Here is a 12,580-nt window from a genome sequence, read left to right on the forward strand (position 1 = left end):
TCGCCGCATTGTTCGACCAGAATCATCGGCATACCGCCTAGTGAACGCGTGTGGGACGGGCCGGGTCGACGCCGGTGACGGCGGGACCCAGGAAGCGGGCCGCCAGCGCAACGAACGCCTCGGGATCACCGGTGGCTTCGAACATCCGCGATGGCCCGGGGACGCCCGGACCGTCCGGGTGCTCGCGCAACAGGTCCAACTCGGTCAGCACGCGCAGCACCTGCTTGGCGGTCTCCTCGGCGCTCGAGACCAGGGTGACGTTGTCCCCCATCACCAGCTGGATCAGTCCCGACAGCAACGGATAGTGGGTGCAGCCCAGCACCAGCGTGTCGACCTCGGCGCGCTGCAGCGGCTCCAGATAGCCCTCGGCCAGGCCCAGCACCTGACGACCGCTGGTGACGCCGCGCTCGACGAAGTCGACGAACCGCGGGCAGGCCACCGCGGTGATCTCGGTGTCGCGGGCCGCGGCGAACGCGTCCTGGTAGGCGTGCGAGGTGATCGTCGCACGGGTGCCGATCACCCCGATGCGGCCGTTGCGCGTGGTGGCCACCGCGCGGCGCACCGCCGGCAGGATCACTTCGACGACGGGCACGTCGTAGCGTTCCCGCGCGTCCCGCAGACAGGCCGCCGAAGCCGAGTTGCAGGCGATCACCAACACCTTGACGCCGCGGCTGACCAGATCGTCTCCGATGGCCAGTGCGTGCGCGCGGATCTCCGGAATGGGCAGCGGACCGTACGGGCCGTTGCCGGTGTCCCCCACGTAGATGATGTCCTCGTCGGGCAACTGGTCGATGATCGCGCGCGCGACCGTCAGCCCGCCCACGCCGGAGTCGAAGATTCCGACCGGCGACAGCGGCGAACTCATGACTTCATATGCGGCGCCCGCTGGGATCGCTTGCGCTCGCGGGCCTTGCGCTCCGGGGCCGACAACAGATACGCCGCGATGACGCCGGCGACCGCGCCACACAGGTGCGCCTGCCACGACACGCCACCGCACATGTGCAGCCGCGGCAGGGCGCCGAGCAGCACGCCGCCGTAGACGAACAACACCGCCACCCCGATCAGAATGTCCCGCATCCGACGCACGAAGAACCCGAACACCAGCAGGAAGGACAGCCAGCCGAAGATCAGGCCGGAAGCCCCGATGTGGTCGGTCGGCCCGCAGCTGCTCCCGACGTTGCCGATCAGCCAGGTGCCGAAGCCACCCAGGATCCACACGATCGCGGTGGCCCAGACGAACCGCGACAGCCCGGCCAGCGTCATCAGGAAACCCAACACCAGCATCGGCACCGTGTTGGCGATGAGGTGCTGCCAGTTCGCGTGCAGCAGCGGCGCGAACAAGATGCCCCACAGACCGTCGGTGGTCTGCGGCCTGATGCCGTTATGGTCCAGCCGACCTCCGCTGAGCTGGTCGATCAACTCGACCACGTACAACAGGGCGACGAACGTGATGATTGTGGTCGCACCGACCACCCAGCCGGGCTTCTGCTGTCTGGCCGGAACCTTCGAACTCATGCCCATAGCTGCCCTTTCAGAGCGTTTTCGGCATCACCAGGCTACCGGCGCCGGCCATCTGTCGCGTCATGCGTGGCGCTCAGCCCCCGGCGACGGCGGGCAGGATGGTGATCGAGTCGCCGTCGGCGATTGGGGTGTCCAGTCCTCCGGAGAACCGCACGTCCTCGTCGTTGACGTAGATGTTGACGAACCGGTGCAGCTTGTCCCCGTCGATCAGGCGATCGGAGATGCCCGAATAGTTGGCTTCCAGATCCCGGATGACCGCGCCGAGCGTGTCACCGGTCGCCGAGACGCGCTTCTGGCCGCCGGTGTGCGGACGCAGGATGGTCGGGATGGACACGTGGACGGTCATGCGGGCCTTTCGTGACGTGGACGGGATCAGTATTGCGCAACGATGTCGACGGGTTCTTCGGTGACGACGCCGTCCACAATCCGGTAGCTGCGCAGCTCGTGACAGTCCGGATCGCGGGTGGACACCAGCACGTAGTGCGCGTCGGGTTCGGCGGCCAGGTCGATGTCGGTCCGGCTGGGATACGCCTCGGTCGCGGTGTGCGAGTGATAGATGACGATCGGCGCCTCGTTGCACGCTTCGAGTTCGCGCCACACCCGGAGCTGCTCGCCGGAGTCGAATCGGTAGAAGGTCGGCGAGTGCTCGGCGTTGGCCATCGGGATGTGCCGCTCGGGACGGTCGCGGGATTCCGGGCCGGCCAGCAGGCCACAGGCTTCGTCGGGATGGTCCCGGCGGGCGTGCGCAACCATGGCGTCGACGAGATCGGCCCTGATCACCAGCACGCTGTCATCTCCGGAACGCTCCGGGCAGCACGTCGCGGTAGGCCGGGACGCCGGCGACCGATTCGGCCGCGATCACCCCGTCAAGCACTGCGCGCGCCAGGCAGTCCGCGGCCGCCGCCCCCACCGCGGTGAGCAGGCCGGTTTCCGGCGACATGGCGGCCGGGGTGTTCGCCGAGGGCGGCACCTCGACCGCACCGGTGGCCAATGCGAAAACCGTGTCGCCGTCCAGCGGGGTGTGCGCCGGGCGCAGCGTACGTGCCAGGCCGTCGTGCGCGGCGATCGCGACCCGCCGGCACGCGGCGGGGCTCAGCGCGGCGTCGGTCGCGACCACCGCGATCGTCGTATTCAACTCGCTCAACGGCGACGGCAACTGCGCCAGCGCATCGACCTGCTCGGGCGGTGGCGGGCACAGCGCGAACTCGCTGATCAGTTCGCTCGGCCACGGCAGACCGGTGGCCGGGTCCACGGCTTCGCCCGCAGCGTTCACCACCACCAGCGCGCCCACCGTCACCCCCGACGGCAGGCTCACCGACGCCGTCCCCACGCCGCCTTTGAGCACACCGACCCGGGCCCCGACTCCGGCGCCGACAATCCCGACCGGCGGCGACGCGTCGTCGGCCGCCTGGCAGGCCTGGTAACCGAACTCGGCCGTCGGCCGGCAATCCCAGCCACCCACCGGCAGATCGAAGATCACCGCTGCCGGCACGATCGGTACCACTCCCCCGTCCATCGCCACGCCGCGTTGCTGTTCCTCCAGCCAGCGCATCACGCCGTCGGCGGCGGCCAGACCGTAGGCGCTGCCACCGGACAGCAACACCGCATCCACGTAGCGCACGCTGTTGACCGGGTCCAACAGATCGGTCTCGCGGGTACCGGGCGCACCACCGCGACAGTCGACCGCGCCGACGGTGCCCGGCGGCGTCAACACCACGGTGCAACCGCAGGCCCACCCGGAGCCCAGCGATGCGTCGGGGTCCAGCCGGTGGTGATGTCCGACGCGGATACCGCCCACGTCGGTGATGGAGCTCATCGCGGCCCCATCAACACCAGCACCAGGTATTCCTGCAACACCGTCAGCCACTGGTAGACGTCGTAGTGCGCAGCCAGCGGGTGGTCGGCCGGTAGGCGTTCGGGACCCTGCGGGCCGATTTCGAGCATCACGCCCAGGGTCAGCCGCAGATCGTTGACGGCCGCGATCCAGGCGTTGGCGCCCTCCTCGGTCAGCTCGAACCGGCCGCCGTTGCCCGGCAGAGTGTCCAACAACTGTTGGGCGGCAACACGTTTGGCGTCGATGATCTCCGGCTCGTGCACACTTCGCAACGCCGCGTTCAGCGTCTCGGAGGCTTCGAGAGTCAGCGGGTCGGCCCCGTCGCGCCGATAGAAGTCCGGCAGCAACCGCCCGAGCGTCGGATCGCCCGGACGCTCGGAATGCCCGGTCTTGATGCCGGTGATCTCCTCGAGCTCGTCGGACGGCGAGGTGGATTGGCGCTCGTCGAGCAACCCGATCATCGCGCCCACCAGATTCTTCAACAGCGCCGCCTCGTGCGGGGCGAGCGACGACCGAAAACGGGGACCGCTGCGGGTCTCGACGCGCTTCCATTTGCGCACGATGTTTTCCGGCCGCCCCGGGTCTCAGCGGTCCTGCTGCATCGTCGCCCACAATCCGGCGGCATGCAGCTTGGATACGTCGACTTCCATGGACTCCCGGCTACCCGACGACACCACGGCCTTGCCCTCGTTGTGCACCTGCAGCATCAACTTGGTGGCATGGGGCTCGCTGTAGCCGAACAGCTTCTGGAACACATACGTCACGTAGGTCATCAGATTGACGGGATCGTCCCAGACGATGGTGACCCACGGGCTCGTCGTAGCCTCGACCGGCGCGGATTCGCGCTGCCCGGTGCTACCCGGCTTGGCCGGCGCTATCGCAACCACCATGCGGCAAGGATACCGAGAGCACACCGGGGCAGTCAGCCGATACCGTTGGCGACGTGAATGACTCGGCATTAGCTGGGCTGCTGACCGACAAATACGAATTGACCATGCTGGCGGCGGCGCTGCGCGACGGCACCGCCCACCGCCGGACCAGTTGGGACCTGTTCGCCCGCCGGTTGCCGGCGGGCCGCCGCTACGGCGTGGTAGCCGGAACCGGCCGCCTGCTGGAAGTCTTGCCGCAGTTCAGATTCGATGACGACGCCTGCGATCTGCTGGCCGGGTTCCTCGATCCCGACACGGTGGACTATCTGCGGGACTTCCGCTTCGGTGGCGACATCGACGGTTACGCCGAGGGCGAGCTGTATTTCCCGCACTCTCCGGTGTTGTCGGTGCACGGCAGCTTCGCCGAATGCGTGCTGCTGGAGACCCTGGCGCTGTCCATCTTCAATCACGACACGGCGATCGCGTCGGCCGCAGCGCGCATGGTCTGCGCGGCGGGCAACCGGCCGGTGATCGAGATGGGCACCCGGCGTACCCACGAACGCGCCGCGGTCGCGGCGGCCCGTGCCGCCTACCTGGCCGGCTTCGCCGGCAGCTCCAATCTGGAGGCCCACCGACGGTACGGCGTGCCCGCGGTGGGGACCGCCGCGCACGCGTTCACCATGGTTCATACCGGGCGGGACGGGCCCCAAGAGTTGGGCGCTTTCCGGGCGCAGGTCGATGCGCTGGGGCCCGGCACCACGCTGCTGGTCGACACCTATGACGTGACGACGGGGGTGGCCAACGCGGTAGCAGCCGCGGGACCGGAGTTGGGTGCGGTCCGTATCGATTCGGGCGATCTCGCGGTGCTGGCCCACCAGGTGCGCGCTCAACTCGACGATCTCGGCGCCCCGCGGACCCGCATCGTGTTGACCGGCGACCTCGACGAATTCTCCATCGCCGGCCTGCTCGCCGCACCGGTCGACAGCTACGGCGTGGGCACCTCGCTGGTTACCGGTTCGGGGGCGCCGACGGCCAGCATGGTCTACAAACTCGTTGAGGTGGACGGCATTCCGGTGCAGAAGCGCAGCAGCCAGAAGCAGTCGCACGGCGGTCGCAAGGCGGCGCTGCGGTTGGCGCGGCCGACCGGCACCATCACCGAGGAGATCGTGCATCCGGCGGGGCGCGCACCCGCCATCGACGAGCCGCACCGGGTGTTGACCACCCCGCTGGTCCGCGCGGGTCGGGTGGTCGCCGCCGAGGACCTCGCCGCGGTCCGTGAGCGGGTGGCCGCGGGGTTGCGTAGCCTGCCCTGGGAGGGCCTGAGTTTGTCGCCCGGCGAACCGGCGATACCGACCCAGATCATCCCGGCCTGACGGTGTCTGAGGCCGAAGCGGTCGGGGCGCTGCTGGCCACCGCCGTGGCGGCGCTCGGCGGCAGTGAGCGCCGCGGCCAGCAGGAGATGGCGGCTGCGGTCGCGCAGGCCTTCGCCACGGGTGAGCACCTGGTGGTGCAGGCCGGCACCGGCACCGGCAAGTCGCTGGCATATCTGGTCCCGTCGATCCTGCGGGCGGTGAGCGACGACGAACCCGTGGTGGTGTCGACGGCGACGATCGCGCTACAGCGCCAGCTCGTCGACCGCGACCTGCCCCGGCTGGCCGACGCGCTGGCCGACGCGCTGCCGCGCCGGCCGACGTTCGCCCTACTCAAGGGACGACGAAACTACCTGTGTCTGAACAAGATCCATGGTTCTCTGCATACCGAGGATTCCGATGCACCGCAGGAGGAACTGTTCAATCCGATGGCGGTCAGCGCGCTGGGCCGCGACGTGCAACGCCTCACCGAATGGGCGGAGGCAACCGAGTCCGGTGACCGCGACGACCTCAAACCTGGTGTACCGGACCGGTCCTGGGCACAGGTCAGCGTTTCGGCGCGGGAATGCATCGGCGTGGCCCGGTGCCCGTTCGGCACCGAATGCTTCTCGGAACGGGCCCGGGGGCGCGCCGGCGGGGCCGATGTCGTCGTCACCAATCACGCACTGCTGGCCATCGACGCGGTGTCCGACTCGGCCGTACTGCCCGAACACCAGTTGCTGGTCGTCGACGAGGCGCACGAGCTGGCCGATCGCGTGACCTCGGTGGCGACCGCGGAACTGACGTCAGCGACGCTGGGAGTGGCCACCCGACGCATCGCCCGCCTGGTGGCTCCCGAGCTGGTCCAGCGCCTGGAAGCGGCTTCGACGACTTTCGCGTCGGCGATCCACGAGGCCCGGCCCGGTCGTATCGACCACCTCGACGACGAGTTGGCGACCTACCTGACCGCGCTGCGCGACGCCGCTGCCGCGGCCCGCTCGGCGATCGAAGGCACCAGCGATGCAAGGGCGGCCGCGGCGCGCGCGGAGGCCGCGGCAGCGTTGCTCGAGATCTCCGACACCGCCGCTCGAGTCCTCGCCTCGTTCGGCCCGGCCCTGGTCGACCGCACCGACATTGTCTGGCTCGACCACGAGGACAACCGCGGTGCACCGCGCGCAGTGCTGCGGGTGGCTCCCCTGTCGGTGGCCGGGTTGCTGGCCAGCCACGTGTTCACCCGGTCGACGACGGTGTTGACGTCGGCGACGCTGACGGTCGGCGGGACATTCGATGCGATGGCCGCGGCCTGGGGACTGAGCGGCGAGTCGTCCTGGCGCGGCCTTGACGTCGGATCGCCGTTCCAGCATGCGAAATCCGGCATCCTCTATATCGCCGCGCATCTCCCGCCGCCGGGCCGGGACGGCACCGGATCGGCTGAGCAGCTGGCCGAGATCGCCGATCTGATCACCGCCGCCGGTGGCCGCACGCTGGGGTTGTTCTCCTCGATGCGCGCGGCCCGGGCCACCGCCGAGGTGATGCGCGACCGGTTGTCCACCCCGGTGCTGTGCCAGGGTGACGACAGCACCTCAGCGTTGGTGGAGCAGTTCAGCGCCGATCCGGCCACGTCGCTGTTCGGCACCTTGTCGTTGTGGCAGGGCGTCGATGTGCCGGGGCCGTCGCTGTCGTTGGTGCTGATCGACCGCATCCCGTTTCCGCGGCCGGACGATCCGCTGCTGAGCGCACGTCAGCGCGCGGTCGCCGCCCGCGGCGGCAACGGGTTCATGGCCGTCGCGGCCAGCCATGCGGCGCTGCTGCTGGCGCAGGGGTCGGGCCGGCTGCTGCGCCGGGTCAGCGACCGCGGCGTGGTGGCGGTGCTGGACTCGCGCATGGCCACCGCACGCTACGGCGAGTACCTGCGTGCCTCGCTGCCGCCGTTCTGGCAGACCACCAACGCCGGGCAGGTCCGCGCGGCGCTCACCCGCCTGGCGCGAGCAGACGCAAAAGCACCCTAAAACGCCGTTTTTCCGGGGCCTTTGCGTCTGCTCGCCGACAGCTACGCGAGCGTGACCAGCCCTAGTTCGCTGCTATCGGCCAGCATCGGATGCCGCGGCAGCACCCGCACGGTGTAGCCCAGCGCACCGGCCATCGGCAGCGGCGTCGTGGTGGAGAACACCTGGTTGCCCCCGTCGGCGCTGCCGGCGTAGGTCATTCCCAGCACGATCGGATCCTGCAGCACGTCGCCGGCATCGACCCGGCCCAGCAGCGCCTGCACCGCTACCTCGTCGGGCGACAGTCCGGCCAGTTGCACGGTCGCGGTCAGCGTCAGCTTCGACCCGAGCAGCGGGCTGTCGGGCAATCCGGTGCTGTCCACGTCGGTGATGTGGATTTTCGGCCAAGCCGCTTCGGCGCGGCGCCGGTACGCGGCGAGCTCGCGCGCCGCGTCGAACTCGTGGCCACCGTCGGGAGCGGCGACCGTGCGGCGCAGTGACTGGGCCGCCGGGGTGTAGTACTGCTCGACGTAGTCGGTGACCATCCGCGATGCCAGCACCTTGGGTCCGAGTGTCTGCAACGTGTGCCGCACCATCTCGATCCAGCGCGGCGGCGTGCCGTGCTCGTCACGTTCGTAGAATTTCGGTGCCACCGCCTGCTCGAGCAGGTTGTACAGCGCGGTCGCCTCCAGGTCGTCGCGCCGGTGTTCATCGGCCACGCCGTCGGCAGACGGTATCTCCCAACCGTTTTCGCCGTCGTACCACTCGTCCCACCAACCGTCGCGGATGGACAGATTCAGGCCGCCGTTGAGGGCGCTTTTCATGCCGGAGGTGCCACAGGCCTCCAGCGGCCGCAGCGGATTGTTCAGCCAGACATCGCAGCCCCAATAGAGCAGCCGGGCCATCGACATGTCGTAGTTCGGCAGGAAAGCGATGCGGTGGCGCACCTCCGGTCGATCGGCGAACCGCACCACCTGCTGGATCAGCGCCTTGCCGCCGTCGTCCGCCGGGTGCGACTTGCCGGCGACGATCAGCTGGATCGGCCGGTGCTCGTCAAGCAGCAGCCGCTCCAGCCGAGCCGGATCGCGCAGCATCAGGGTCAACCGCTTGTAGGTCGGAACCCGTCGGGCGAAGCCCATGGTAAGCACATCCGGATCGAATGCGGTTGCGATCCAACTCAATTCGGCTTCTGATGCGCCGCGCTCCAGCCACGACCTGCGCAGCCGAGCCCGGACGTCCTCGACCAGCAGCGCCCGCAGTTCGCATCGGATCCACCACAGGTGCCCCGGGTCGACCTGCTGTAGCCGCAACCAGACGGCCGGTCCGCTGAACGAATCCGATCCGGCCAGCTCGCGGCCCAGCTGTAACCACTGCGGCGCCGCCCAGGTGCGGGCGTGCACCCCGTTGGTGATCGACCCGATCGGCACCTCACCGGCGTCGAATCCGGGCCACAGTTCGTTGAACATGGCGCGACTGACCTGACCGTGCAGCAGCGATACGCCGTTGGCGCGCTGCGCCAGCCGCAGGCCCATATGCGCCATGTTGAACTTGGTCGGGTCGTCCTCGGCGCCCAGCGCCAGGACCCGGGCGGTGGGCACCCCGGGCAGCAGTTTCGGGACGCCGTCGCCCTGGTCGTCGAAGTAGCGCCGCACCAGGTCCACCGGGAACCGGTCGATGCCCGCCGGGACCGGGGTGTGGGTGGTGAACACCGTGCTGGACCGCACCACCGTCAGCGCGGTGTCGTAGTCCAGGCCCGATTCGGTGACCAGCTCGCGGATACGCTCGACCCCGAGGAAGCCGGCGTGACCCTCGTTCATGTGGAAGACCTCCGGGGCCGGCAGCCCCTCGACGGCAGTGAAGGCGCGAATCGCGCGGACCCCGCCGATCCCGGCCAGGAGCTCCTGGACCATGCGGTGTTCCTGGTCGCCGCCGTACAGCCGGTCTGTCACGCCGCGCAACTCGTGCTCGTTCTCCGGGACGTCGGAGTCCAGCAGCAACAGCGGCACCCGGCCGACCTGCGCGACCCAGACCCGCGCCCGCAGCTGTGCGGAATCCGGTAAGGCCAACTCGACCAGCACCGGACTGCCGGCGGCGTCGGTGAGCAACCGCAGCGGCAGTCCCTGCGGGTCCAGCGACGGGTAGGTCTCCTGCTGCCAACCGTCCGCGGTCAACGACTGGCGGAAGTACCCGGAGCGGTAGTACAACCCGACGGCGATCAGGGGCAGGCCCAGATCGGATGCGGATTTCAGGTGGTCGCCGGCCAGAATTCCGAGACCGCCGGAGTAATTGGGCAGCACTTCGGCGACACCGAACTCCATCGAGAAATACGCGATCCCAGTGGGCAGGGCTGCCTCGTCTCCCTGTTGCTGATACCACAGCGGCCTGGTCAGATAGTCGTTCAAGTCGGCGGCGAGTGCGTCCAGTCGACGCAGGAAATCCTCATCGAGCGCCAATTCGTCTAGACGCGCGGGCTTGACGGCGCCGAGCACCGCCACCGGATCGTTGCCGCACCTGGACCACAGCTCAGCGTCGATGGACGCGAACAGATCCTGGGTGGATTTCTCCCACGACCAGCGCAGGTTCGTCGACAGCTGGTCCAGCGCGGCGAGTCGGTCGGGAAGGTGAGCACGGACGGTAAAGCGGCGGAGGGCTTTCACGCATTTCAACCTTACTGAGGTTTTGCCAGGCTGCAGCCTTCCGCCGGGAACGCCTCGACAGTCGGCTTCGACACCTTCGGTGTAGTCCGACACTAGGGTGGGTATGGGCGCAAAGAGGCCAACAGACCGACCCAGAACGACACCCCGATGACCGACCGACGCGCCGACCGGGGTGAACAGCTCAGGAATATTCCGGCCACGATGCGGCCCAGGGCCGGGCCGCCACGCAGCCGGGCAGCCGGACCCTCCAGCGACAATGCAGCGCAGCAGGGGCCGCACATCGGATGGGAGTGATTGGTGCCCGGTCGTGTCGAGATCGACGACGTCCAGCCCGTGGTCTCGTGTGGTATGTACCCCGCCAAAGCGGTGGTCGGCGAGGTGATCCCGGTCAGTGCCGCGGTGTGGCGAGAGGGCCATGACGCGGTGGCAGCCACGCTGGTGGTGCGCTATCTGGGGACGCGCTACCCGCAAGTGACCGAAGGGCGCGGGGTCAAGTCCGCCCCGGATAGCGAGGGGTCCGAGCGCGATAGCCCGCTGCGCCTGCCGATGGCGCTCGGCCTGGAACCATATGTCTTCCACGGCCAGTTTGCGCCCGACCGGGTTGGCTTGTGGGCGTTCCGGGTCGAGGGCTGGGGTGATCCGATCCACACCTGGCGGCACGGGTTGACGGCGAAACTCGATGCAGGCCAAGGCGAGAGCGAACTGTCCAACGACTTACTGGTCGGCGCCGCGCTGTTCGACCGCGCGGCCGCGGGGGTGCCCCGCCAGCAACGGGAACCGCTGTTGGCCGCGGCGGCGGCGCTGCGGACGCCAGGTGACCCGATCACCCGCACCGCGTTGGCGCTCGCTCCTGAGATCGAAGACCTGCTCGACGCGTTCCCGTTGCGGGAGTTGGTCACTCGCGGAGAGCAGTTCGGCGTCTGGGTGGACCGGCCGCTGGCCCGTTTCGGTTCGTGGTACGAGATGTTCCCGCGCTCGACCGGCGGCTGGGACGCTGAGGGCAACCCGGTGCACGGCACCTTCGCCACCGCGGCGGCCGCGCTGCCCCGGATCGCCGCGATGGGTTTCGACATCGTCTACCTGCCGCCGATCCACCCGATCGGCAAGGTGCACCGCAAGGGCCGCAACAACAATCCCACTGCCGCGCCCGGAGACGTCGGGTCGCCGTGGGCGATCGGCAGCGACGAAGGCGGCCACGACGCAGTGCATCCAGAGCTCGGGACCATCGACGATTTCGATGACTTCGTCGCCGCCGCCCGCGACCTCGGTCTGGAAGTTGCCCTGGACCTGGCGCTGCAGTGCGCGCCGGACCATCCGTGGGCCCGCGACCACCGCAACTGGTTCACCGAGCTGCCCGACGGCACCATCGCATACGCGGAGAACCCGCCCAAGAAGTACCAGGACATCTATCCGATCAACTTCGACAATGACCCGGCCGGCCTCTACGACGAGGTGCTGCGCGTGGTGCGGTACTGGATCGACCACGGCGTCAAGTTCTTTCGGGTCGACAACCCGCACACCAAGCCGCCGAACTTCTGGGCCTGGTTGATCGGCCAGGTCAAGTCGGTCGACCCCGACGTGTTGTTCCTGTCCGAGGCGTTCACTCCGCCGGCGCGCCAGTACGGCCTGGCCAAGCTGGGCTTCACCCAGTCCTACAGCTATTTCACCTGGCGCACGGCCAAGTGGGAACTCACCGAGTTCGGCAACGACATCGCCAGACTCGCCGACTTCCGCACCCCCAACCTGTTCGTCAACACGCCGGACATCCTGCATGCGATCCTGCAACACAACGGGCCGGGCATGTTCGCCATCCGTGCGGTGCTGGCCGCGACGATGAGCCCGGCGTGGGGGGTGTACTCGGGATACGAGCTGTTCGAGCACCGCGCGGTGCGCGAAGGCAGCGAGGAGTACCTGGATTCGGAGAAATACGAATTGCGTCCGCGCGACTTCGCGGCTGCGCTGGCCGAAGGGAATTCGCTGGAGCCGTTCATCACCCGGCTCAACGAGATCCGCCGCCTGCATCCCGCGCTGCAGCAGCTGCGCACCATCCATTTCCACCACTTGGACAACGACGCCCTGCTGGCCTTCAGCAAGTTCGACGCGGCTACCGGTGACTGCGTGCTGGTGGTGGTGACGCTCAACGCGTTCGGACCCGAGGAGTCGACGCTGTGGTTGGACATGGAGGCGTTGGGTATGGAGCCCTACGAACGGTTCTGGGTGCGCGACGAGATCACCGGTGAGGAATATCAATGGGGGCAAGCCAATTACGTCCGCCTCGATCCGGGCCGGGCAGTGGCGCACATCGTGAACATGCCGGTCATGCCCGACGAGGCCCGACGCACCCTGCTGCGCAGGAGGTGACAGG

Annotated in this window: 11 protein-coding genes; 3 read left to right on the plus strand and 8 right to left on the minus strand. The window is 68.7% G+C overall.

The window, feature by feature from the left end; all coding sequences use genetic code 11:
• Positions 1-37: 37 nt before the first annotated feature.
• From murI to clpS, 7 genes are all read right to left on the minus strand, one after another.
• A complete protein-coding gene (gene murI / locus AC5Y6Y_RS11120; RefSeq protein WP_463826589.1) occupies positions 38-865 on the minus strand; it encodes a glutamate racemase in 828 nt (275 codons plus the stop codon).
• Positions 862-1,515, minus strand: coding sequence for a rhomboid family intramembrane serine protease (locus AC5Y6Y_RS11125; RefSeq protein ID WP_499926665.1), 654 nt, complete (start codon positions 1,513-1,515; stop codon positions 862-864). Before AC5Y6Y_RS11125 ends, murI begins: the two co-directional genes overlap by 4 nt.
• A gap of 79 nt (positions 1,516-1,594) precedes the next feature.
• On the minus strand, positions 1,595-1,867 hold the full coding sequence (locus AC5Y6Y_RS11130) for a MoaD/ThiS family protein (protein ID WP_463826591.1): 273 nt from the start codon (positions 1,865-1,867) through the stop codon (positions 1,595-1,597).
• A gap of 26 nt (positions 1,868-1,893) precedes the next feature.
• Entirely contained in the window at positions 1,894-2,307 is a 414-nt protein-coding gene (locus tag AC5Y6Y_RS11135) for a M67 family metallopeptidase (RefSeq protein WP_463826592.1), read from the minus strand.
• 4 nt (positions 2,308-2,311) lie between these two features.
• Entirely contained in the window at positions 2,312-3,337 is a 1,026-nt protein-coding gene (locus AC5Y6Y_RS11140; protein WP_499930049.1) for a P1 family peptidase, read from the minus strand.
• Positions 3,334-3,915 carry an oxidative stress transcriptional regulator AosR gene (aosR, locus tag AC5Y6Y_RS11145; RefSeq protein ID WP_463826594.1) on the minus strand — a complete coding sequence of 194 codons (582 nt, stop codon included), beginning with the start codon at positions 3,913-3,915 and terminating at the stop codon, positions 3,334-3,336. The genes AC5Y6Y_RS11140 and aosR overlap by 4 nt, the downstream gene beginning before the upstream one ends.
• A gap of 24 nt (positions 3,916-3,939) precedes the next feature.
• Positions 3,940-4,245 carry an ATP-dependent Clp protease adapter ClpS gene (clpS, locus tag AC5Y6Y_RS11150; RefSeq protein ID WP_055579620.1) on the minus strand — a complete coding sequence of 102 codons (306 nt, stop codon included), beginning with the start codon at positions 4,243-4,245 and terminating at the stop codon, positions 3,940-3,942.
• Positions 4,246-4,298: 53 nt separating this feature from the next.
• On the opposite strand from clpS, the gene AC5Y6Y_RS11155 reads away from it, so the two are divergent.
• Together AC5Y6Y_RS11155 and AC5Y6Y_RS11160 are read left to right on the plus strand one after the other, a co-directional pair.
• Complete coding sequence (locus AC5Y6Y_RS11155; protein ID WP_499926660.1) at positions 4,299-5,597, plus strand: nicotinate phosphoribosyltransferase; 1,299 nt, start codon at positions 4,299-4,301, stop codon at positions 5,595-5,597.
• A 2-nt stretch (positions 5,598-5,599) separates the two neighbouring features.
• Positions 5,600-7,582, plus strand: coding sequence for an ATP-dependent DNA helicase (locus tag AC5Y6Y_RS11160; protein ID WP_499930050.1), 1,983 nt, complete (start codon positions 5,600-5,602; stop codon positions 7,580-7,582).
• 41 nt (positions 7,583-7,623) lie between these two features.
• Here the strand turns inward: AC5Y6Y_RS11160 and glgP are convergent, their stop codons facing one another.
• The gene (gene glgP, locus AC5Y6Y_RS11165) at positions 7,624-10,215 is read right to left on the minus strand and encodes an alpha-glucan family phosphorylase (protein ID WP_463826597.1); all 2,592 of its coding nucleotides are present in this window, start codon (positions 10,213-10,215) and stop codon (positions 7,624-7,626) included.
• Positions 10,216-10,512: 297 nt separating this feature from the next.
• On the opposite strand from glgP, the gene AC5Y6Y_RS11170 reads away from it, so the two are divergent.
• Positions 10,513-12,576, plus strand: a complete 2,064-nt coding sequence (locus tag AC5Y6Y_RS11170) for an alpha-1,4-glucan--maltose-1-phosphate maltosyltransferase (RefSeq protein WP_499930051.1) — start codon at positions 10,513-10,515, stop codon at positions 12,574-12,576.
• The last annotated feature ends 4 nt before the right edge of the window (positions 12,577-12,580 follow it).

Source organism: Mycobacterium sp. NGS24 (genome assembly GCF_059813065.1).

What these genes read in the sequence shown, in the direction of transcription:
- murI (WP_463826589.1), bottom strand. Translation starts at nt 865, where the DNA reads ATGAGTTCGCCGCTGTCGCCGGTCGGAATCTTCGACTCCGGCGTGGGC.
- AC5Y6Y_RS11125 (WP_499926665.1), bottom strand. Translation starts at nt 1,515, where the DNA reads ATGAGTTCGAAGGTTCCGGCCAGACAGCAGAAGCCCGGCTGGGTGGTC.
- AC5Y6Y_RS11130 (WP_463826591.1), bottom strand. Translation starts at nt 1,867, where the DNA reads ATGACCGTCCACGTGTCCATCCCGACCATCCTGCGTCCGCACACCGGC.
- AC5Y6Y_RS11140 (WP_499930049.1), bottom strand. Translation starts at nt 3,337, where the DNA reads ATGAGCTCCATCACCGACGTGGGCGGTATCCGCGTCGGACATCACCAC.
- clpS (WP_055579620.1), bottom strand. Translation starts at nt 4,245, where the DNA reads ATGGTGGTTGCGATAGCGCCGGCCAAGCCGGGTAGCACCGGGCAGCGC.